23 protein-coding genes and 1 tRNA gene are annotated in these 21,372 nt (G+C 60.0%); 12 read left to right on the top strand and 12 right to left on the bottom strand.

The features are described from left to right. Window positions 1-96: 96 nt before the first annotated feature. The 7 genes from rplL to RUH64_RS12260 all read right to left on the bottom strand — a co-directional run bounded on the left by rplL (window position 97) and on the right by RUH64_RS12260 (window position 4,697). Complete coding sequence (rplL, locus tag RUH64_RS12290) at window positions 97-471, bottom strand: 50S ribosomal protein L7/L12 (protein ID WP_313813717.1); 375 nt, start codon at window positions 469-471, stop codon at window positions 97-99. A 71-nt stretch (window positions 472-542) separates the two neighbouring features. After that, the gene (gene rplJ / locus RUH64_RS12285) at window positions 543-1,064 is read right to left on the bottom strand and encodes a 50S ribosomal protein L10 (RefSeq protein WP_313813716.1); all 522 of its coding nucleotides are present in this window, start codon (window positions 1,062-1,064) and stop codon (window positions 543-545) included. A gap of 900 nt (window positions 1,065-1,964) precedes the next feature. After that, window positions 1,965-2,666 (bottom strand): 50S ribosomal protein L1, encoded by a 702-nt coding sequence (gene rplA, locus RUH64_RS12280; protein ID WP_313813715.1) that lies wholly within the window; start codon window positions 2,664-2,666, stop codon window positions 1,965-1,967. Between the two features lie 139 nt (window positions 2,667-2,805). After that, a complete protein-coding gene (gene rplK / locus RUH64_RS12275; protein WP_141365928.1) occupies window positions 2,806-3,237 on the bottom strand; it encodes a 50S ribosomal protein L11 in 432 nt (143 codons plus the stop codon). A 127-nt stretch (window positions 3,238-3,364) separates the two neighbouring features. Then, the gene (gene nusG / locus RUH64_RS12270; protein ID WP_313813714.1) at window positions 3,365-4,186 is read right to left on the bottom strand and encodes a transcription termination/antitermination protein NusG; all 822 of its coding nucleotides are present in this window, start codon (window positions 4,184-4,186) and stop codon (window positions 3,365-3,367) included. A 73-nt stretch (window positions 4,187-4,259) separates the two neighbouring features. Continuing rightward, a complete protein-coding gene (gene secE, locus RUH64_RS12265; RefSeq protein ID WP_313813713.1) occupies window positions 4,260-4,508 on the bottom strand; it encodes a preprotein translocase subunit SecE in 249 nt (82 codons plus the stop codon). 116 nt (window positions 4,509-4,624) lie between these two features. Further along, window positions 4,625-4,697: transfer RNA gene (locus tag RUH64_RS12260), tRNA-Trp, on the bottom strand. Between the two features lie 261 nt (window positions 4,698-4,958). On the opposite strand from RUH64_RS12260, the gene RUH64_RS12255 reads away from it, so the two are divergent. Beyond that, window positions 4,959-6,158: a pyridoxal phosphate-dependent aminotransferase gene (locus tag RUH64_RS12255; RefSeq protein ID WP_313813712.1), complete on the top strand. Its 1,200-nt coding sequence runs from the start codon at window positions 4,959-4,961 to the stop codon at window positions 6,156-6,158. Between the two features lie 95 nt (window positions 6,159-6,253). On the opposite strand, the gene RUH64_RS12250 is transcribed toward RUH64_RS12255, so the two are convergent. Together RUH64_RS12250 and RUH64_RS12245 are read right to left on the bottom strand one after the other, a co-directional pair. Continuing rightward, entirely contained in the window at window positions 6,254-6,919 is a 666-nt protein-coding gene (locus RUH64_RS12250) for a response regulator transcription factor (RefSeq protein ID WP_313813711.1), read from the bottom strand. Next, window positions 6,919-8,187 (bottom strand): PspC domain-containing protein, encoded by a 1,269-nt coding sequence (locus RUH64_RS12245; RefSeq protein WP_313813710.1) that lies wholly within the window; start codon window positions 8,185-8,187, stop codon window positions 6,919-6,921. Before RUH64_RS12245 ends, RUH64_RS12250 begins: the two co-directional genes overlap by 1 nt. Before the next feature lie 125 nt (window positions 8,188-8,312). Between RUH64_RS12245 and RUH64_RS12240 the strand changes: the two genes are divergently transcribed. The 4 genes from RUH64_RS12240 to RUH64_RS12225 all read left to right on the top strand — a co-directional run bounded on the left by RUH64_RS12240 (window position 8,313) and on the right by RUH64_RS12225 (window position 11,495). After that, window positions 8,313-9,713 carry a PspC domain-containing protein gene (locus tag RUH64_RS12240; protein WP_313813708.1) on the top strand — a complete coding sequence of 467 codons (1,401 nt, stop codon included), beginning with the start codon at window positions 8,313-8,315 and terminating at the stop codon, window positions 9,711-9,713. 12 nt (window positions 9,714-9,725) lie between these two features. Continuing rightward, entirely contained in the window at window positions 9,726-9,974 is a 249-nt protein-coding gene (locus tag RUH64_RS12235; protein ID WP_313813707.1) for a hypothetical protein, read from the top strand. Between the two features lie 18 nt (window positions 9,975-9,992). Further along, window positions 9,993-10,235, top strand: a complete 243-nt coding sequence (locus RUH64_RS12230) for a PspC domain-containing protein (RefSeq protein ID WP_313813706.1) — start codon at window positions 9,993-9,995, stop codon at window positions 10,233-10,235. Window positions 10,236-10,466: 231 nt separating this feature from the next. Further along, on the top strand, window positions 10,467-11,495 hold the full coding sequence (locus RUH64_RS12225; protein WP_313813705.1) for a 6-phosphofructokinase: 1,029 nt from the start codon (window positions 10,467-10,469) through the stop codon (window positions 11,493-11,495). A gap of 79 nt (window positions 11,496-11,574) precedes the next feature. Here the strand turns inward: RUH64_RS12225 and RUH64_RS12220 are convergent, their stop codons facing one another. The 3 genes from RUH64_RS12220 to RUH64_RS12210 all read right to left on the bottom strand — a co-directional run bounded on the left by RUH64_RS12220 (window position 11,575) and on the right by RUH64_RS12210 (window position 14,297). Beyond that, window positions 11,575-12,657: a folate-binding protein gene (locus RUH64_RS12220; protein ID WP_313813704.1), complete on the bottom strand. Its 1,083-nt coding sequence runs from the start codon at window positions 12,655-12,657 to the stop codon at window positions 11,575-11,577. Beyond that, complete coding sequence (locus RUH64_RS12215; protein WP_313813703.1) at window positions 12,657-13,274, bottom strand: FABP family protein; 618 nt, start codon at window positions 13,272-13,274, stop codon at window positions 12,657-12,659. Before RUH64_RS12215 ends, RUH64_RS12220 begins: the two co-directional genes overlap by 1 nt. Before the next feature lie 282 nt (window positions 13,275-13,556). After that, the gene (locus tag RUH64_RS12210) at window positions 13,557-14,297 is read right to left on the bottom strand and encodes a hypothetical protein (RefSeq protein WP_313813702.1); all 741 of its coding nucleotides are present in this window, start codon (window positions 14,295-14,297) and stop codon (window positions 13,557-13,559) included. 127 nt (window positions 14,298-14,424) lie between these two features. Between RUH64_RS12210 and RUH64_RS12205 the strand changes: the two genes are divergently transcribed. The 7 genes from RUH64_RS12205 (at window position 14,425) to RUH64_RS12175 (ending at window position 21,370) form a co-directional block, all read left to right on the top strand. Beyond that, entirely contained in the window at window positions 14,425-15,093 is a 669-nt protein-coding gene (locus RUH64_RS12205; RefSeq protein WP_313813700.1) for a response regulator transcription factor, read from the top strand. A 50-nt stretch (window positions 15,094-15,143) separates the two neighbouring features. Further along, window positions 15,144-16,100 carry a mycothiol synthase gene (gene mshD / locus RUH64_RS12200; RefSeq protein WP_313813697.1) on the top strand — a complete coding sequence of 319 codons (957 nt, stop codon included), beginning with the start codon at window positions 15,144-15,146 and terminating at the stop codon, window positions 16,098-16,100. 85 nt (window positions 16,101-16,185) lie between these two features. After that, entirely contained in the window at window positions 16,186-18,402 is a 2,217-nt protein-coding gene (locus RUH64_RS12195) for an RNA degradosome polyphosphate kinase (protein ID WP_313813696.1), read from the top strand. Continuing rightward, entirely contained in the window at window positions 18,402-19,409 is a 1,008-nt protein-coding gene (locus tag RUH64_RS12190) for an NUDIX hydrolase (RefSeq protein WP_313813694.1), read from the top strand. The genes RUH64_RS12195 and RUH64_RS12190 overlap by 1 nt, the downstream gene beginning before the upstream one ends. Before the next feature lie 157 nt (window positions 19,410-19,566). Next, entirely contained in the window at window positions 19,567-19,899 is a 333-nt protein-coding gene (locus RUH64_RS12185) for a GNAT family N-acetyltransferase (RefSeq protein WP_313813692.1), read from the top strand. A 95-nt stretch (window positions 19,900-19,994) separates the two neighbouring features. Further along, entirely contained in the window at window positions 19,995-20,798 is an 804-nt protein-coding gene (locus RUH64_RS12180; protein ID WP_313813691.1) for a thymidylate synthase, read from the top strand. Continuing rightward, on the top strand, window positions 20,795-21,370 hold the full coding sequence (locus tag RUH64_RS12175; RefSeq protein ID WP_313813690.1) for a dihydrofolate reductase: 576 nt from the start codon (window positions 20,795-20,797) through the stop codon (window positions 21,368-21,370). Before RUH64_RS12180 ends, RUH64_RS12175 begins: the two co-directional genes overlap by 4 nt. Window positions 21,371-21,372 lie beyond the last annotated feature (2 nt).

Raw genomic sequence — 21,372 nt, 5'->3', positions numbered from 1 at the left:
TCAGTTAACGGCCGAAGGCCCTTCTCAGTTAACGGCCGAAGGCCCACAGGTAAAACCTGTGAGCCTTCGGTGATAAGTTGCGAGTGACCGCGGAACTTACTTAACGGTGACGGTTGCGCCAGCAGCTTCGAGAGCTTCTGCAGCCTTGTCAGCAGCGTCCTTTGCAACACCCTCAAGCAGAGCCTTTGGAGCGCCGTCAACGAGCTCCTTAGCTTCCTTCAGGCCCAGGGAGGTGATTGCGCGAACTTCCTTGATCACTGCGATCTTCTTGTCGCCAGCCGACTCGAGGATAACGTCGAACTCGGTCTTCTCTTCAGCAGCAGCTTCGCCACCGGCAGCTGGGCCAGCAACGGCAACAGCAGCAGCGGTAACGTCGAAGGTCTCCTCGAATTCCTTAACGAATTCCGAGAGTTCGATGATGGTCATTTCCTTGAATGCGGAAAGCAGCTCTTCGTTGGTGAGCTTCGCCATGGTCGGCGTCCTTTCGGTTTTGGCCAGAAGGCCTATGAATTTGGGTTACGTTGCGAGAGAGTCGCGAAAGCTTAGGCTTCTGCCGGAGCTTCCTCGGCAGCAGCGCCACCGTTCTCTTCGAGCTTTGCGCGCAGTGCGTCGACGACACGAGCAGCGGCGGAAGCTGGAGCCTGCAGCACAGCGGCAACGCGTGCCAGCTGGGTCTCGCGGGATTCCAGTGCAGCCAGGGCTGCGATGCCGGCGTTGTCAAGTGCCTTGCCTTCGAACCAACCGGTCTTGATAACCAGCTTGTCGTTGGTCTTGGCGAACTCCGTGAGGCTCTTAGCGGCAGCAACTGCATCGCCCTTAATGAAGGCGATTGCGGTTGGACCAGCAAGCTGGTCATCGAATGCATCGATGCCGGCTTCCTTCGCTGCGATAGCGGTCAAGGTGTTCTTCACAACGGCGTACTTGGTCTCCTGACCAAGCGAGCGGCGCAGATCCTTGAGCTGTGCAACGGTAAGCCCACGGTATTCGGTCAAGACAGCCGCAGTCGAATCTTTGAAGTCAGCAGTGATCTCTTCAATCGCTGCAGTCTTGCTCGGGGTTGCCATAACACTCCTTCCGGGGATTTGTTCGGTACCGTTTCATAACCGGCGAGGCCATAAAAAAGGCCCCGCGCAGGAGCACAGGGCAGTCTAACTCATTCAAGTCAAAACAAATCTATGAAACCTGCGTTGGTCGTCCTTGCGGACCTTTAGGAGTTCTCATTGCTGAGATACTCAACCGACGGTCTTCGGTATTTCTATTTTATGCATGGCCTGACGCGGACACCAAATCCAAATACTCCACAGCCCCATGAGCTTGCTCACTCGGGATGCACAGCAAGCAAGAAAATGTTGGAGCTAAGCACAGGTGTACGACTTAAATGACAAGGCCCGCAGCTAGCACTTGGGGGACGCTAGCGGCAGGCTACTTGTCGATGAGCCGGTTTGGGGAAACCTGCTCACCCGGTATCTGCATAGTCTTGGGGGTCCCATGCAGACACCGCTGAATCACTCAGTACTTAAAGCGTAGCATTTTTAGCGCCAAAGATTGAATGATTAGTGACTAGTTTTCAAGTATTTTTCGTTTCTCGCGTCACGATTTGCCCATACGCCTATGCATTCACCGGGCTAAGCGTTTAATCATGAGTAGGCCCATGGGTGATCATAATTCTTAACCTGGCAGCGACTAGGGAAAACGGAGGTTATTACTCAGGTTTTATGGAGCACTCACGGTGCCTTGACCGCCACCAAATAATGAACCTCAGTAACCCCTCCGCTGCCGCCGACGTGCAGGAAATTGACTCACATAACCGCCCTGAGCGGATTGTGAGCTTCAGATCTTTGAACGTTCAAATACTGATCAAGCTAAGGCATTAGTTCCGTTAATATGCATTAAGTTTGAGGGTTAAACAAGTCTGGGACAGCACCACTTTCGTGGTGCTGTCCCAGATCTAAGAGCTATGAAGCTTAGGCCTCAACGCGGGTTACGTTCGGATCAACAGGGATACCTGGACCGAAGGTGGTAGCGATGGTTGCCTTCGAGATGTAGCGACCCTTCGAAGCCGAAGGCTTCAGACGCAGAACCTCATCCAGTGCAGCTGCGTAGTTCTCGGTCAGCTGCTTGGCATCGAAGGATGCCTTGCCAATGATGAAGTGCAGGTTCGAGTGCTTGTCGACGCGGAAGTCGATCTTGCCGCCCTTGATGTCGGCAACAGCCTTGGCCACATCCATGGTCACGGTGCCGGTCTTAGGGTTTGGCATCAGGTTACGTGGACCCAGGATCTTACCCAGGCGGCCAACCTTGCCCATCAGGTCTGGGGTAGCAACTGCTGCGTCGAAGTCGGTCCAGCCGCCCTGAATCTTTTCGATCAGGTCATCCGAGCCAACGAAGTCTGCGCCAGCTTCACGAGCTGCCTCAGCCTTGTCGCCGTTTGCGAAGACCACAACGCGAGCGGTCTTACCGGTGCCGTGTGGAAGGTTCACGGTACCGCGAACCATCTGATCGGCCTTACGTGGGTCAACACCCAAGCGGAAAGCAACCTCAACGGTGGAGTGTGCCTTCTCGCCCGAGATTTCCTTGGCCAGGGCAATTGCCTCGGCTGGGGCGTAAACCTTGTCAGCCTCGATCTTTGCCGCGGCGGCTACATATGCTTTGCTGCGCTTTGCCATCTGCGTTATCTCCTTATGCAGTCGTGGTCATATGGACCGCGCCCGGTCCTGCCACGGACGAAGAGTTCGCCAGGGAACTTTTCGCCTTAGATTGAATTCTTTGGTGCCGTTCACCCAAGGGTGAATGACCGAGGCTGTTTTAGCCCTCTACGGTCACGCCCATGGAGCGAGCGGTGCCGGCGATGATCTTTGCTGCAGCAGCCAGATCGTTAGCGTTCAGGTCAGCCATCTTCGAGGTAGCGATTTCCTCTACCTGAGCCTGGGTCAGGTTGGCAACCTTGTTGGTGTGTGGAACACCCGAACCCTTAGCAATGCCAGCAGCCTTCTTGATCAGCTCGGCTGCAGGTGGGGTCTTGGTGATGAAAGTGAACGAACGGTCTTCGTACACGGTGATTTCAACTGGAATCACGTTACCGCGCTGTGCCTCGGTGGCAGCGTTGTAAGCCTTGCAGAATTCCATGATGTTGACGCCGTGCTGACCAAGCGCTGGACCGATTGGAGGAGCTGGGTTAGCAGCACCTGCCTGGATCTGCAGCTTGATGAGTCCGGTGACCTTTTTCTTTGGGGCCATGTCGGGTCCTTCTACTCTTGCGGTTCCCACAGCACAGGAGCGTGGTGCGGGGGTTGGCTGTCGTGGCGCGACAGCCGAACGCGCCCGCACCTCAAAAGCAATTGAAGTGGGGCACGAAGACTTAATACTACTGGATCTTGGTGACCTGGTTGAAGTTCAGGGTCACCGGAGTCTCGCGTTCGAAGATCGAAACGAGCACTACCAGCTGAGATGCATCCAGCTTGATCTCGGAGATCGTTGCTGGCATGGTCTCGAACGGACCATCGTTGACGATGACCGATTCGCCGACCTCGAAGTCCACGGTGACCTCGGTAATTGGTGCGCGACCTGGCTTTGCAGCAGCTGGCTGCTCGACTGGATCGATCACGGTGTGCTCCAACATGGAGAACACTTCGTCGAGGTTCAACGGGTTTGGATCATGCGCGTTGCCAACGAATCCGGTGACGCCTGGAGTGTGTCGAACAACACCCCAAGATGCGTCGGTCAGCTCCATACGGACCAGCACGTAGCCTGGAATGCGTACACGGCGAACGATCTTGCGCTGAGTGTTCTTGACCTCAACAACCTCTTCCATCGGTACCTGGATTTCGAAGATGTAATCTTCCATATCCTGGGTCTGGATGCGGGTTTCGAGGTTTACCTTGACGCGGTTTTCGTAACCGGCGTAGGTGTGGATGACAAACCAGTCACCTGGAAGGCGGCGCAGCTTGGTGCGGAACTCTTCCTTCAGCTTCGCGACCTTGGCGGCGGGGTCTTCTTCGCCTGCCTCTTCAACATCGGCTTCTGCGTCATCTGCAGCATCCTCGATGGATTCTTCAACAGTTTCGGTTGCCTCTACGGTTTCGTCGAAGTCAACCAGTTCGGTTTCCTCCACCTGGTCGCCGGCGGCTTCAACGAACTCGTTTTCGACCTCGTCATTAATCTGCGGTTCGAGTTCCTTGTCGGACACTGCGGATCCTGCTTTCTTTGACTGGATGACACTAAAATTGCCTCGGAGCGATTATACCGCCGAGGCATTCAAATTACTGTTCTAAATGGCGTGTAAACAGGAAGATCGAGCCACGCCCGAAAACGTAGTCAAGCGCGGTGACAAGTGCGATAACCACCAAGACGAAAGCCAGAACAACCAAGAAGTAGTTGATCAGTTCGCTGCGGGTTGGGGTGACAACCTTTTTCATCTCAGAGATCACTTGACGCAAGAACAGCATGATGCGGGCAAAGAAGCCCTTCTTCTGCTTACCCTTGCCAGAGTTAACTGCAGCGTCTGTCACGTTGCTCCTCGTTTCAATTTTTTTGGCCAGTTGAAACAATCACGGTGTGCCGCAGCCTTTCCGACCACAACACACCGTGACGTGAGATTCTCGCTGAGCGATTTATCGCTACTGCGCAGGGCAGACAGGACTCGAACCTGCAACCTGCGGTTTTGGAGACCGCTGCGCTACCAATTGCGCCACTACCCTTTAGAGCATTGCTCCCGTTGAAAGATCTTACCGGACTTGGTGCTTTCGCATTTCCGCCGGCTGTCTTTGCAACGAGAAATAACTCTACGCAACGAAATCCAAAATGTCGAACTGGGAGCATCGAGTGTGGCGCAGAACGCATTTTTGACTTCCGGGAAACAAGTTGTCAGGTCATTTTTGTGCATGGACCTTCGAACGGGACCTGGGCGTTCTAGACTGGAACCAACAGCAACCCTCGTAGACTTCAGGATGAAATCTTCTATGTCCAGAATCTCTCGCCGCATTGGCGCTATTTCCGAATCCGCAACCCTCGCAGTTGATGCCAAAGCCAAGGCTTTGAAAGCAGCTGGCCGTCCAGTGATCGGATTCGGTGCTGGCGAGCCAGACTTCCCGACTCCGGAATACATTGTCGAGGCAGCAGTCCAGGCGGCACGCGACCCCAAGAACCACCGCTACTCCCCCGCGGCAGGCCTTCCTGAGCTTCGTGAGGCGATCGCAGCCAAGACCCTGCGTGATTCCGGGTACGAGGTTTCAGCCTCGCAGGTGCTGGTCACCAATGGCGGCAAGCAGGCTGTGTACAACACCTTCGCCACCCTGCTGGATCCCGGAGACGAGGTCATCGTCCCTGCCCCCTACTGGACCACCTACCCAGAGGCCATCCAGCTTGCAGGTGGCACCCCAGTGGAAATCTTCGCCGGCCCTGAGCAGGGTTACAAAGTCACCATCGAGCAACTGGAGTCCGTACTCACCGAGCGCACCAAGGTGCTGCTCTTCGTGTCTCCGTCGAACCCCACCGGCGCTGTTTACACCCCCGAGCAGGTCAAGGCCATCGGCCAGTGGGCTGCCGCCAAGGGCCTGTGGGTAGTCACCGATGAGATCTACGAGCACCTGACCTACGGCGACGCAACCTTCAGCTCCATCGCCACCCTGGCACCGGAGCTGGAAGACCGCGTTGTGATCCTCAATGGCGTTGCCAAGACTTATGCGATGACCGGATGGCGTGTGGGATGGATGATCGGTCCCGACGACGTCATCAAGGCGGCAACCAACCTGCAGTCGCACGCTACCTCCAACGTTTCGAATGTTTCGCAGCGCGCCGCGCTGGCTGCGGTCGCCGGTCCGTTGGATGCAGTCGACGAAATGAAGCTAGCCTTCAACCGCCGTCGTCTGGCGATCGTCGAGGGCCTGAACACCATCAATGGACTGCACTGCCCAACTCCCGATGGTGCGTTCTACGCCTACTCCGATGTCCGTGGACTGCTGGGCAAGGAAATCCGCGGCGTCGTGAACAACACCAGCGCCGAACTGGCGGCCTTCATCTTGGAGCAGGCCGAAGTTGCGGTGGTTCCCGGGGAGGCATTCGGGCCTTCCGGGTACATCCGCATGTCCTATGCACTGGGCGATGCCGACCTCGCCGAAGGCGTTGAGCGCATGATCAATCTGTTGAACGAAGCAAAGTAAAGCCAGCCTGACCCTCGGCTGCGGCAAAGGTCCGGGATCCGCACTGTGAGCAATTTTCACGTCTGCGGGCCCCGGACCTTTCTTATTCTCGATCCTTAGAGGATTTTTCGTTCTACCGCCCAGCGTGTGAGCTCATGGCGGTTTGACAGCTGCAGCTTGCGTAGCACGTTCGAAACATGGGATTCAACGGTTTTCACGGAGATGAACAGTTCCTTGGCCACTTCCTTGTAGCTGTAGCCGCGGGCGATCAGCCGCATCACCTGCAATTCGCGGTCGGTGAGCAGGTCGAGCTCTTCATCAATTTCAGCAATTGAGGCGGTGGATCCGAAGGCGTCTAGAACGAATCCTGCAAGCCGCGGTGAAAACACCGCATCGCCCCCGGCAACCCGCCGCACAGCGTCGGAGATCTCATCGCCCGAAATGCTCTTGGTGACATAGCCGCGGGCCCCGGAGCGGATCACCAGCACTACGTCCTGTGCTGCGTCGGATACACTCAACGCCAAGAACTTGGTCTGGGCAAAAAGGTGGGCGCAGCCCTTGAGCACCTCGGCCCCGCCGCCTCCGCGGCCCCCGGGCAGATGCACGTCAAGCAGCACCACATCCGGGCGTTCACGATCGATGACCTCGATTGCCTGCTCAACGCTCCCCGCTTCGCCGACAATCTGCAGATCATCGGCAAGATCCGCGCGAAGCCCTGAACGAAAAATCGCATGGTCGTCAACCAAAACGACCCGGTACTTAGGTTCTGTAGTTTCGCTCATCATGCCTTCTTATCTTCTTGTTCTTCGATCAGCGGCATCCGCAGCTGGACTTCGGTACCATCTTCTCCGCTGCGAATTTTTGCAGATCCTCCGGCACGTTCCATACGCCCCAGGATTGACTCGCGCACCCCATGCCGGTCCTCGGGAATCTGGCCCGCATCAAATCCGTGGCCGCGGTCCCTGATGAAGACCTCGACAGCACTGGGAGTGCAATCCACGAAAACCGAGATCTTCCCCTCGGCATGTTTCGCGGCATTCATCATTGCCTCACGCGAGGCCGCAACCAGCGACTGCTGTCCGGCGAAGACCTCAACGCTTCCCACCGCTACCACGTCAATGTCGCGCAACATCAGCTGTTCGATATTTTCGGCCTCATGCTGAATTTCCGTGACGACGTTCTCTTCATCCTGTTCTTGCTCACCGTACAGCCACTGGCGCAGCTCGCGTTCCTGAACCCTTGCCAAGGTGCGGACCGCCGCCGGCTCCTCGCTGCGCTTTTGAATCACCGCAAGGGTCTGCAGCACCGAGTCATGCAGGTGTGCGGCAAATTCGGCACGCTGCGCCGCGGCCTGTCTGCTGCTGCGCTCGGCAAGATAGTCTCGCCATAATTTAGCTCCCCAGGGCAAGAGCACCACCGCGGCACCGGCCAGAATTCCCACCGCCGTCAGCAGTCCACCGAAAAGATCCGAGGTACTGACAGTCCCGCTGAGAATCGCGAGCAAACCGCCGATTACCAGCAGCAGACCGACGCTCAGCCTGATAATCAGCGTCACCCGAGACTTGCGATCATTCTTGGCTTCGCTTCGATCCACCTGCATCCAGGCAAGGAGCACGCCGGCGGCAATCCCGATACACGGCCAAATCAAATCCCAGCGGATGTTCCAGCCGACCCACTGCCCCCAGCCAAGCACCGCAAGCAGCAGCAGGGATGCTCCAATCAGCACATCGCGCCAGCGGCCCAGCGCCGCAGCGTTCTCCCGTGCGTTGACCAGCCCCTGCTGGACCCGGTACATCTCTTCGGACAGGGTGCGGTTCTTGGTGCCCCATGCCCGTTCTTCATCTGCCTGAGCTTCCGAAACGCTCGGTGTGAAGACCCACAGCCAACCGTAAAGCAGGGCACCGACGCCGCCAAGCAGGCTCAGGGCGATGAATCCCAATCGAACATAGCTCACCGGAATATGCAGGTGCTCGGCCAGCCCTCCGCACACACCGGCAATCATCCGATTGTCGCTGCGCACGATGTCATGGCGTTCAGTTGGGCTCTGCATATAGATAAGTCAAACACGAAAACCGGGATTCTGTAGGGAATCTAGGGGTACCCGGACCGACCCCTAGGCAAAGATCAGGGTAGCCCCTCATAGCGCTGGCATGGAGCAAACGAGAAAATTGATACATGAGCACTCAGAGAGCAGGACGCGGCGACGGCTTCTTCGGCCAGATGCGCAAGCTGCAGATCATCCGCCAAGATTCGCAATGGCTGGGCGGGGTCTGCGCCGGTATTGCCCAGCGGTTCAACATCGATGTGGTGCTGGTGCGCGGCATCGCCGTCGCATTGAGCGTGCTCGGCGGGCTCGGCCTGGTCATCTACGGCCTGTGCTGGGCGCTGCTGCCCGATGGCAAGGACCAGATCCACTTCGAGCAGGCCCTGGCAAAGAACTGGACCAGCGGCATGACAGGTTCTGTCATCTTCCTGGCCGTCGGCATCTTCCCCGCCCCGTGGTTCCTCAACACCGTCGCCCCGGTGCTCTGGCCGCTGGTCATCGTCGCGGCCATATTCTTCCTGATCTTCAGCCGACGCAACACCAAGTTCGACACGCCACGCTCCGCCCGGCCAACCAATAATCCGCCGGCCCACGCCCCGGCGCAGGGTTTCGACGCAGCAGGCACCGCCGCCACCGACGCTGACCTGACTGTCCACGGAACCACGGTTGAAAAGAACTGGCGTGCAGATCAGCAGTCTTTTAGCGCCCGGGCATCTGCACCACAGGGTGCTTCACCGACAGCGCCGCCCGTCAACGACACCACCGAAGCCCCGGAATTTGAGGACCATGCCATGACCTCCGAGCATCCCCAACCCGAAAATTCGAGTTCCACGGGCAGCTTCCTTCCGCCCAAGGACCCGCACTTCACCGAACCAACTGACTCCTTCCACTACTCCGCCTATGCTCAGGCTGCTCAGGCTAAGGCCGATCGCAAGGCACGGGTGGCTCCGCCGCTGCCCGGCTGGGTGGCCACCACGGTGGTAGGCCTGACTATTTTGGTCATCGCGGTCGTCCTGAGCCTGGATTACCTGAACATTCTTGACCTGCCCGGGCACGGCTGGGGCGTTGCACTGGCTGCCGGGTTGCTGGTCGTCGGGCTCTGCCTGGTATTGGCCGCGGCGGCAAAACGCACGAGCGGCGGGCTGTTGGGCCTGGCCATCCCATTGTTGGTTTTCACCCTGATCTTCGGCAACAACCTTCTAGGTTCATCCAATGACGCCATCGACGCAGGCGTTGATTCAGGCCGCTCCTACAGTGCAGTGTTCAGCAACTCGACGGTCGACCTCAGCGACATGGGCAACATCACCGAAGACACCACGGTTGACCTCAGTTCGGTATTCTCGAAAGTCGATCTGAAGCTGCCGGAGAATGTGAACGTCCGGGTAGAAAGCAACGGTGTGTTCATCTCCGACCTCGACGGGGAACTTCCGCAGAACCAGCGGCAGCTGCCCAGCGGGACCCCAACCCTCACGGTTGATGTCACCGGCGTCTTTTCAAGCGTCGACACCTCAGTCGCCTCACCTTCCTTCTAAGGACGAAGAATCATGAGTCTCAAACCCACCAGGGAAACAAAGTTTCCCACCGGAACGCTGGTCTTCGGGCTGATCCTGATGGTCGTCGCCGTCGTCTCGCTGAGCAACAGCCTCTTTGAATGGACGCTCGACACACCGCTGCTGTTCATTTCGGTCGTTGCCTTGGCAGGCATCATCATGATCATCTCCGGAATCACTTCCGCGCTGCGCCGCAATGAACGCAGCGACGAAATTCCTCCACCACCGAACCCCAACGTCTAACAGCTAAGGAAAGCCACCATGGATAAGTTCTTCAACTCTCTCCGCTCGATCCCGCTGCGCCGCGGCCCCGGCCGCATGGTTGGAGGCGTCGCGGGAGGCATCGCGGACAAGTTCGGCTGGGATGTGACGATCGTGCGCATCATCATGCTGATTTCCTTCCTGCTGCCGGTGATCGGTATTGTCGCCTACATCGTTGCCTGGCTGCTGATACCGGCCCAGGACGACACCATCATCCTGCAGAAGTGGCTGCGCAAGTTCTAAGCGGCCCGGCCGGCTAAGCAACGGCGGGTTCATCCGATGCCCAGGGCATCAGATGAACTCGCCCTTGTGGTTTTAAGCACGTACACTTGTTGTCAAAGTCGATGCTCAATGGCGCGCGGAAATCTTGTCAGATCCATCCGGGATCTACTGGCACGCCGGCGCCGGCCTTCGAGCATCCCTCCCCGCCGCTGCTGTCCGCCGGTGCATCCCATCCTTAGCAAGTGAGGGTAAATGCGCATTGGAATCATGACCTCTGGAGGCGACTGCCCCGGTCTGAACGCCGTCATTCGCGGCGCGGTGCTCAACGGCATCAAAACCTACAACCACGAATTTCTCGGCTTCCGCGACGGTTGGCGCGGGGTGAAGGAAGGCGACTTCTTCGAGCTTCAGCGCTCGGCGGTCCGCGGCATTTCAAAACAGGGCGGCACCATCCTGGGCACCTCCCGCACCAATGCCTTCGAGGGTGAGGACGGCGGAGCCGAGAACATCCGTGAGGTGCTGGCCCGGAACAGCATCGACGCGCTGATCGCCATCGGCGGCGAGGGCACCCTGGCCGGGGCGCAGCGGCTGTGCGAGGCGGGACTGCCGATTGTCGGCGTGCCGAAGACCATTGACAACGACCTGGACGCCACCGATTACACTTTCGGCTTCGACACCGCCAACCAGATTGCGGTGGAGGCAATTGACCGCCTGCGCACCACCGGCGACTCGCACCACCGCTGCATGGTCGCCGAGGTCATGGGCCGCCACGTAGGCTGGATCGCCCTGCATTCGGGTATGGCCTCCGGGGCCCACGCCATCCTCATACCCGAAGTCTCCACCCCCATGGAGCAGATCTGCCAGTGGGTCAGCGAGGCCCACGAACGCGGACGCGCCCCGCTGGTGGTCGTCGCGGAGGGATTCGTCCCCGAAGGGATGGAAGAGGCATTCTCGGTGCGCGGGGTGGACACCTTCGGGCGTGCACGCCTGGGCGGCATCGGCGAAATGCTGGCCCCGCTGATCGAGGAGCGCACCGGCATCGAAACCCGGGCCACGGTGCTGGGGCATATTCAGCGCGGCGGCGTGCCCACCGCCTTTGACCGGGTGCTGGCCACCCGACTTGGCATGGCGTCGGTGGACTCGGTCACCGAGGAAGCCTGGGGCACCATGGTGGCGCTGCATGGAACCAAGGTCAACAGGATCCCATTGCGCGCCGCATTGAACAACCTCAAGCGCGTCCCGCTCGAACGCTACAACGAGGCAAGCATCCTCTTCGGCTAATCACCCCCCTGGACGAAAGAAGCTCTGGATCCGAAGGGATCCAGAGCTTCTTTTGCGGCAGTCAGTGAGGTTCTGGCCGCTAGGGCTTGGGCGGGGTGCGCAGGAACCCGGTGAACCTGCCGGCCACCTGGCCCGCGTCGGGAGCAACGATGACCTGCTGCGCCGCCGGATAAACGCTGTCACCGTCGATCACCGAGAGCACTTCGGCCGGGTCGACGTTGCGTTTGATCACGCCCAGGGCAATGGGTCCCTCTTCGAAGTGCAGGGTCGCCGAGGTGATGCTGCCTACCGTGCGCTCCCCCAGCTTGATTTCAGACCCCACGGCCGGAAGGGTGTGCATCGAACCATCGAGGTCCAGCAGCACGATGCGCCGCGGCGGGTGGCCGATGTTGTGCACCCTGGCGATGGTTTCCTGGCCTTTGTAGCAGCCCTTGTTCAGGTGCACCGAGGTACGCAGCCAATCCAGCTCGTGCGGGATCGTCTTGTCGTCGATCTCCGCACCGAAGCGCGGCTCCCAGGCAGCGATGCGCAGTGCCTCCACTGCCATCATGCCTGCCAGCTGCTCTTCGCCCACTGCCTCGGTCAGCTTTTCAAGCTCCACGACGTGTAGGTTCCAGGGACGCTCGGCTCCCGGATGCTCTTCGCGCGAGTAGGCCCAGCCGCCCTCGGTAATTCCAGGCCATGGGTCGTGCCAGATCAGCTGGCCCGCGGTGGGGATCTCCCGGGTCGCCGCGAGCACGCCGTGGCTTGCCGATAAATTCTTCACCTCAACGCGCAGCATGAAGCGCATGGAGTTCAAGAACTCTTCCAGCGCCGCTCCACGGCCCGGCTCAACGATCAGCAGCACCCGGTCCTGATCGATCAGGACCTTCATCTCATGTTCGATGCGGCCCTGGATAGAAAGCAGCAGCGCTTGGGTGCTCTGCCCAGGCGCCAGGTTGTTGATGCGCTGGCTGCTGAGCGTATCAAGCCAGCTTTGACGGTCGGCTCCCGAAACCTCAAGCACGTCGAAGTGAGACAGGTCTGCCACTGCCTGGCCGGCGAACAGCCTGCGCGCCTCGCGGGTTGGAGCGCCGTAGTGCGCCGCGACGCCGGAGTCGACGCCGCTGGCCTCAACCGCACCGTCGCGCCCCAACAGGATGGAGGTGTACTTCTCGGTCATTACTCGGACGCCGATTCGTTGCCGGCTACCCGCTTCAGCGCCGCCGACGCATGGGCCTGCAGATCCATATTTCCTTCGGAAACATCCCAGCGCCAAAACAGCTCGCCGTTGACCAGCCCGTAAATGCGGGTCGAGGAAGCATATTGCTTCGCGTGCTTGCTGCGCAGCAGGCCTTCGGTGGCCAGCTGCACGCGTGGACCGTCGATGAGCCCGTAGTACAGCTCGGAGATTCCGCCCGGGCGCACTATATGCGCCTGGATCTTGAACCCGTCCTCGGTGTGCAGCTCCTGCACATCCTGTGCCGAGCGCAGCACCGGGAAGATATCCCCGGGCAGCATGCCGGGGCCGGCATCTGCATCATGCTGTTCCCGGTCCAGCGACCAGAAACCGGTTTCGATGGTCAGCAGGCGCAGCTTGGTGCCCTCCGCATCGGTGAGCCATGACTCGCTGCGGTATTCCAGGTAGGGTGCACCGCTGTCGCGGAAGACGACCTGCTGCCAGAAGTATTCGTCGTCGGCCTCGCCTTCACCCAGACGGCCCATTCCTTCCCAGGTGCCGATCAACCAGGCAAAGGGGACGAGCTCGGGGGTGAGGTCGGTGGGAAGCTCAAACGCCATGTGCTATTCGCTCCTTAAGAATGTAGGCAAATAAAAACAGCGCACACTCTCTTGTGTGCGCTGTTTGTTATTTCTGGCCCTGGTACAGACGCTTGACGACCAAACCGGCGAAACCGGCCATTCCCAGTCCAGCGATAACTACGAGGGCCTGGAAGAAAATCTCGAGTGCAAGGTAATTTTCATTCATGGCTTCATCTTAGCCCGAGCAAAGTTCATACCGCGACCTGCGTGTCCAAATCATGGTGATCAAGCTGCGAACGGTTGAAATTCGAGCCGGAATGCTCAGCCGAAATGAAGCAATTCCAGGGCGTACCAGCTGGTGGCCCCGGAGATTAAGATCATGCCGCTGGCGATGCCCAACACACCGGTGAGGTTCTGCACACTACGGGTGGACAAGGCCATAGCACGAATGGAGCTGACCAAGAGGCCGGCGACCGCGCCGATCACGACGCCTTCGTACCACTGCAGACCCAGCGGCAGGGCTGTGGCCGCGGCGCCCAGGCAGGCTGCCACCAACGGCCCGAGCGTCATGGTGATCCGATTCGGAAGCCTCGTCATGGCGAACACGCCCGAACCGAGCAAGCCGAGCACCGTTACGAGCGTCAATGAGAATCGCAGGTCGATGGTCCCGGCAGCGCCCCAGGCGGAGCCGAGCACCGCCATGACCACGCCGGTGGTTCCCGCCACGGCCCCTGCCATGCGCCCATCTGCCTCCGCGCCGCGCAGCACCTGGCTGATGAACACCAACAACACGCCGGCGGCGATGACCTCGATGCCATGAGACATCGGTGAATCTCCGGGCATAAACAAGGTGGCTGCGGTAGCCGCCAGGGAGCACAGCGACAGAATAATCGTCAGCGGCCAGGGCGACTGCGCCGCAACCAGACGCGGCCAAGCGTAGGCGAATACAAGCTGCAGCATCAGGGCTGCAATGCCCATGGCCCAGTCGACAGCTTCAATGCTTGCCGCGCCGAGCAGAAGTGCCGAAGCGAGCAGGCCGCTGATAAGTACCTTGATTCTCAAACCGTAATTCCTGACCATTTTGTCGGCGCACTTGTGTCTTCACATGCGCGCACCAACTGTTACATTCCTTATACTGTCACACGTAAAAACGATTTTTTCGTAACTATCTGGCAGGAGGACTACCGCTGTGGCGCACCTACTGCTGCTGACTAATCAATCCGAGAGTGCCGCCGATGTGCTTCCGGCACTCGAATTGCTGTTGCATGAGGTCAGGTGCCTGCCTGCGCAAACGCAGTCGTTAAGCCTGAGCGCCGAGGCCGAGGGAGTGATTCTCGATGCGCGCAGCGATCTGGTCGCCGCCAGGTCACTGGCTCAGGTATTGCACTCGACGGTGAATCTGCCATTGCTGCTGGTGGTCAGCGAAGGCGCCCTGAGCATCATCAACGCGGACTGGCACGCCAGCGATTTCATCCTGCCCACCGCGGTCCCCGCCGAGTTGGAGGCCCGCATCCGGCTGATGCTCACCGCGGCAGCTCCCGAAGAGGAACCCGCGGCACCGATCGCCAGCAGATCGGGTCTGGTCATCGACGAGCTGAGCTACACAGCCAAAATCGACCAGCGGGTGTTGGATCTGACCTACAAAGAATTTGAACTGCTCAAGTACCTTGCCCAGTTTCCAGGACGGGCCTTCACTCGCGAGCAGCTGCTGCATGAAGTCTGGGGCTACGACTATTACGGCGGCACCCGAACCGTTGACGTTCACGTTCGCCGGCTTCGCGCCAAATTGGGCAACGACCACGAACAACTCATCGGAACTGTGCGTAACGTCGGGTATCGATTCCACCACGAGCAATAACATTTCGGGATCTCTGGCGAGTTTATTCACCAACCGGATATCGTGAGAGCATGAGTGAACTGCCGCAGAATACCGTGTCCCTTCTCAAGGTCCTTGGCGAGCTGGAGCAGCAGACGCTGGCCGAGGTACGAAAACTAGCAACCGCCGCGCAAGACGTCGACGGCAATCCACCACTGAGCGACCAGACGCTCGTCGCCCTGGGCACCGAATCAGCCGATGATTCGGTCATCTCCTTGCTGGCCAACAGCGGACAGGGCGCCGATTCACGCATCAGCGGCATCATCGTGGCAATCCGCGATGAAGGCACCGCGCAATGGGTTGTGGAACTGGTGGTCCATCCAGATCACCGAGGCAGCGGCATCGGCCGGATGCTGCTGAATCAGTTGGGCGAAGACCTCGACCTCACCCAGATCCTCACCTGGGCCCACGGCGATCATGAGGCCGCGCGCAAGTTGGCCGAATCCATCGGCCTGTCCCGGGTCCGCGAACTCTACCGCATGCGCCGCGAGGGCACTGACTCGCTGGAAGAGGTCCCGCTGCAGCGCGGTTTGACGCTGCGCACCTTCCGCGTGGGAGAAGACGAAACCGCATGGCTTGAGGCAAATGCCAAGGCCTTCGAGCACCACCCGGAACAGGGTTCGATGACCCTGAACGATCTTGATGCGCGGATGAACGAAAACTGGTTCGATCCTTCCGGCTTCTTCCTCGCATTCGACCAAGAGGATCAGCTGCTGGCCTTCCACTGGACCAAGATCCACCCGGCCTCTGCCGACTCAAGCCGGCCCATGGGCGAGGTCTACGTCGTCGGCGTGCGGCCTGAAGCCCAGGGCTTGGGCCTGGGGCGCGCGTTGACCATCACTGGCATCAACTACCTGCTCGAACAGGGGGTTGACTCGGTGCTGCTCTACGTCGATGCGGATAATGAGGCGGCGGTGAAACTGTACCGTTCGCTGGGCTTCACGCTCTGGGACGCGGACATCATGTATGGTCCCGAACGGATAGACTAATACCAGTGCGCGGTCCCGGATTTGCCGGGGCCGCCCAGTTCAGCCGTACTTGGCCTCCACGTGCAGGAAGATGTGAGTTCAGCAGATGACAACCACCCCAAAACAGCCACAGACACAGTTGCGGGACGTTCCTTCTTCAAAGGTCAACGAGGACCGCATTGAGCCGGCAGCCTCGCTGCCCGATCTGCACCCTGACGGCGGCTTTGAAAACGAGCGCTTCCTGGACCGCGAGCTGAGCTGGCTGCACTTCAACGCCCGGGTGCTGGAGCTGGCCGAAGACCCGGACCTGCCGTTGTTGGAACGGGTGAACTTCCTGTCGATCTTCGCCTCGAACCTCGACGAGTTCTTCATGGTGCGCGTGGCAGGCCTCAAGCGCCGCATCGCCACCGGTCTTGCGGTGCCCGCGGCCAACGGCATGAACCCCGTCGACCAGTTGGAGCTGCTGCTGACCAGCGCCCATGAACTGCAGACCCGCCATGCAAAGGTCTACTCGGATTCGGTTGCCCCCGATTTGGCCGAGCACGGCATCCGCATCACCCGGTGGAGCGATCTGTCCAGCGCCGAGCAGAAGACGCTCTCCGAGTGGTTCGTCGCCCAGGTCTTCCCGGTGTTGACCCCGCTGGCCGTGGACCCGGCGCACCCATTCCCCTACATTTCGGGCCTGTCGCTGAACCTTGCCGTGGTGGTGCGCAATCCGCTGACCGGCAAGGAGCTGTTCGCCCGCCTGAAGGTTCCGGATACCATTGCCCGGTTGATCAGCATCGACGGCCCACGCGCCGCACACTCTTCACACCGTTCGGCGCGCTTCATCGCGCTGGAGGACCTGATCGCTGTGCACCTGGAGCTGTTGTTCCCGGGCATGGAGATCATCGAGCACCACTTCTTCCGCGTCACCCGCAACGAGGATCTGGAGGTTGAAGAGGACGACGCAGAGAACCTGCTGCAGGCCCTGGAGAAGGAACTGCTGCGCCGCCGCTTCGGTCCTCCGGTCCGCCTTGAGGTGGTCAATGACATCAACCCACAGATCATGGACCTGCTCACCCGAGAGCTCGGCGTGGAAGAGGACGAGGTCTTCAAGCTTCCCGCGCCGCTGGACCTGCGCGGCATGGGCGTCATCGCAGGGCTCGACCGCACCGAGCTGCACTACCCGAAGCATATGGGCCATACCTCCCGATTCCTGAACGAGTCGGAGACCGCCAAGGCAGCGAATGTCTTCGCCGCGGTGCGCCGCCGCGACATCCTGCTGCACCACCCCTACGACTCCTTCTCCACCTCGGTGCAGGCATTCTTGGAGCAGGCCGCGGCAGACCCGAAGGTCATGGCCATCAAGCAGACCCTGTACCGCACCAGCGGCGACTCCCCCATCGTCGACGCGCTGATCGACGCCGCCGAGGCCGGCAAGCAGGTACTGGCGCTGGTGGAGATCAAGGCCCGCTTCGACGAGCAGGCGAACATCTCCTGGGCGCGCAAGCTGGAACAGGCAGGCGTGCACGTGGTGTACGGCATCGTCGGCCTGAAGACCCACTCCAAGCTGTCCCTAGTGGTGCGCCGCGAGGGCGACAAGCTGCGCCGCTACTGCCATATCGGCACCGGCAATTACCACCCGCGCACCGCGCGCTACTATGAGGATTTCGGCCTGCTCACCAGCGACGACGAGGTCGGCGAGGACGTCTCGAAGCTGTTCAACCAGCTCTCGGGCTACGCCCCACGCTCCACTTACAACCGCCTGCTGGTCGCGCCGCGCTCGGTGCGCACCGGCCTGCTGGCCCACATCGAGCAGGAAATCCGCAATGCCCAGACGGGCATGGACGCCAAGGTGGTCATCAAGGTCAATTCCATCGTGGACGAGGCGATCATCGACGCGCTCTACCGCGCCAGCCAGGCCGGGGTGAAGGTGGACGTCATCGTCCGCGGCATCTGCGCCCTGCGCCCGGGGGTCCCCGGGCTGAGCGAGAACATCCAGGTCCGCTCGATCCTGGGCCGCTTCCTGGAGCACAGCCGCGTCTTCGTCTTCGCCAACGCCGGAGATCCTCTGGTGTACATCGGCTCCGCGGATATGATGCACCGCAACCTGGACCGCCGCGTTGAGGCGCTGGTGTCCCTGCGCAACGAGGAAGACATCGCCGATGTCATCTCGCTGATGGACCGCTACATGGACGACGGCACTGCCTCCTGGCATCTTAACTCCGACGGCCAGTGGGACCGCCACTTCAAGGACGATGCGGGCAATCCACTCTCCGACGTGCAATTCTGGTTGATCCAGGATCACTTCCAGCGACGAAACAGCGGGCGCAACAGCTAGTGAATGAATCCAAAGCCCTCCAGGCGCTGGAGCGTGTGCGCGAACTGCACCGCTCCAGCGATGCGGAGGAAATACAACTTGGAAGCTTCGACGTCATCGCCGCCGGGGCAATCCCCTGGCGCGTGTTCGACGGCGAGCTTCAGGTGCTGATGATCCACCGTCCGAAGTACAACGATTGGTCGTGGCCCAAGGGCAAGCTCGACGACGGCGAGGCCATTGCCGAATGCGCCGTGCGCGAGGTCCGTGAAGAAATCGGCCTGGACATCAGCCTGGGAATTCCGCTGGCCGCCACCACCTATTCGGTGCGGCAACGCACCAAGGTGGTGTATTACTGGGCTGCCAAGGTCAGCACCAGCACCGTGGTGACCCCTGATGGGACTGAATGCGACCAGGTGCAGTGGATTGCCGCCGAACGGGTTGGCCAGTTCTTAAGCAACCCCGCCGATACGGGCCCGCTGGATGATTTGATCGCTGCTCAGCGTTCCGGACACCTTGCAGCCAAGCCCTTCATTCTGGTGCGCCATGCCAAGGCCAAACCGCGCGGCAAGTGGACCCGTGCCGAGGGCGAACGTCCCCTGGCGGCCACCGGGCGCCGTCAAGCGCAGGCGGTCTCCCGGTTGTTGGAGGCGTGGAAACCCGAACATGTTGCGTCTTCCCCGTGGATGCGCTGCGTGCAAACCGTCGCGCCCTATGTCACCAGCCATGCGCTGAAGTTGAAATCCGTCCGCGCCGTCACCGAACATGCTGCCCATCGGCATCCCAAGGCCGCGGCCAAGGCGATCGTCAAGCTGCTGGAAAAGAACCGCGCCCAGGTGCTGTGCACCCACAGACCGGTGCTGCCCATCGCCCTGAAGACGCTGGCAAGCCGCAGTCCCAAGCAGGTGGCCCGGGTGCTGCCCGCCCATGACCCGTATCTTGAGCCGGGCAGCATCATCGTTGCGCACCACCTTCCGGGGGACGAGGAACGGATCATCTCCCTGGAAGTCCACACCCCCTACCACGACTAACGTACTTTTCTTTGCGCAGGTGACTTGTGAATTCACGCCTTTTCGCGGTGTTCGTTCACAGCGTTGCCGCTAGTCATTGCATCTATTGCCCTAAGCGACTATGACTATTAAGTAAGGAAGTTCGTGACCTCAGTCACCTGCAGGGAAGGGCCGCATCATGACTGCTCATCAGCCACAACAACCAGTGGAAAAGATCGTGCATCAGGGCCTGCGCCTTGATCACGAAGAGGACCGCGGCCGCTATGCCCTGTGGCAGGGTCCAACCTATGTCGGATTCATCGGGTATCACCGCGAAGACGACGTGGTGACCATCCAGCACACCATCGTCAACGAAGAATTCGGACGCCGCGGCTATGCGCGCGCCCTGGTAACCCTGGTGCTTGACCAATTGCGTCGCGAAGAGGTGAAGATCGTCCCCGAATGCAGCTATGTTCAGGACTATCTGCGCCGCTATCCCGAGTACCAGGACATGGTCCTCCCCGGAGCCTAGACTCCCCCGAACTTCCGGCCCGAAGGTGCCACACCGTGTCTTGGATTACCTTCGGGTCGGAGCAAACTACCGGTGCACTAAACTAAACTGAACTGGTGAGCATCCTGACCCCGTATGAAGACCTCTTGCGCGACGTTCTTGAGAACGGTGCAGCCAAGGAAGACCGCACCGGAACCGGCACGCTATCGGTATTCGGCCGACAGATCCGCTTCGATCTGGTCGATTCGTTTCCGCTGATCACCACCAAGCGCGTGCATTTCAAATCCGTCGCCGCAGAACTCCTGTGGTTCCTGCGCGGTGAATCAAATGTCCAGTGGCTCCAGGATCAAGGCGTTCGCATCTGGAACGAATGGGCCGACGAAAACGGCGAGCTGGGCCCGGTCTACGGTGTGCAGTGGCGCTCATGGCCAACCCCCGACGGCGGCCACATCGATCAGATCTCGCAGTTGGTGCAGTCGCTGAAGGACAATCCCGACTCGCGCCGCCACATCGTCTCGGCATGGAATGTTGCAGAGATTCAGAACATGGCCCTGCCGCCATGTCATGTGTTCTTCCAGTTCTACGTGGCCGAGGGGAAGCTCTCCTGCCAGCTCTACCAGCGCAGCGCCGACATGTTCCTTGGCGTCCCCTTCAACATCGCTTCCTACGCGCTGTTGACCATGATGATCGCCCAGCAGCTTGGTCTGGAGCCGGGCGAATTCATCTGGACCGGCGGCGACGTACACATTTACACCAACCACCTTCAGCAGGTTCGCGAGCAGCTCTCCCGCGAGCCCTACCCATACCCGACGCTGACCTTCTCCGGCAAGCCTGCATCGATCTTCGACTACAGCCTGGATGACTTTGTCATCAACGACTACCAACACCACCCAACCATTAAGGGAACTGTCGCCGTATGACCCCGAATCCCCGCCACGCCGCCGAACCGGCATCGCTGCTGGGTGCCATCTGGGCCCAAACCGAGAACGGCATCATTGGCGCCAACGGAACCATGCCCTGGCATGTTCCAGAAGACCTCGCACATTTCAAACGCACCACCGCTGGACACCCTGTCATCATGGGCCGCACGACCTGGGATTCCTTCCCAGAGAAATTCCGCCCGCTGCCAGGGCGCGAGAACATCGTGCTCACCACCCGGCAGGACATGCATGATGAGCTTTCAGCCGCCGGAGCCATTCCGGTATCGAACCTCGATGAAGCGTTGGCCCTGGCCAAAACCTGCACCGGCAGCGAAGAGGTTTGGATCATCGGCGGCGGCAAGGTCTACGCCCAGGCAATGGACCTGCTCGACGTGGCGGTCATCACGAAGCTCGACCTGAACATCGATGGAGATACTTCTGCCCCGGCGCTCGATTCACGTTTCAGCATCGGCACCACCGATCCCGAGTCGAACGCTTCGGCTCCAGCTTGGATGCAGTCATCCACCGGCACCCGCTATCGTTTCGAAACATGGATCCGCACAAAGGACTAACA

Source organism: Glutamicibacter sp. (genome assembly GCF_032154645.1).
GTDB lineage: Bacteria > Actinomycetota > Actinomycetes > Actinomycetales > Micrococcaceae > Glutamicibacter.
Note: the sequence above shows the minus strand (reverse complement) of the source record. Positions and strands in the feature narration are given on the sequence as shown.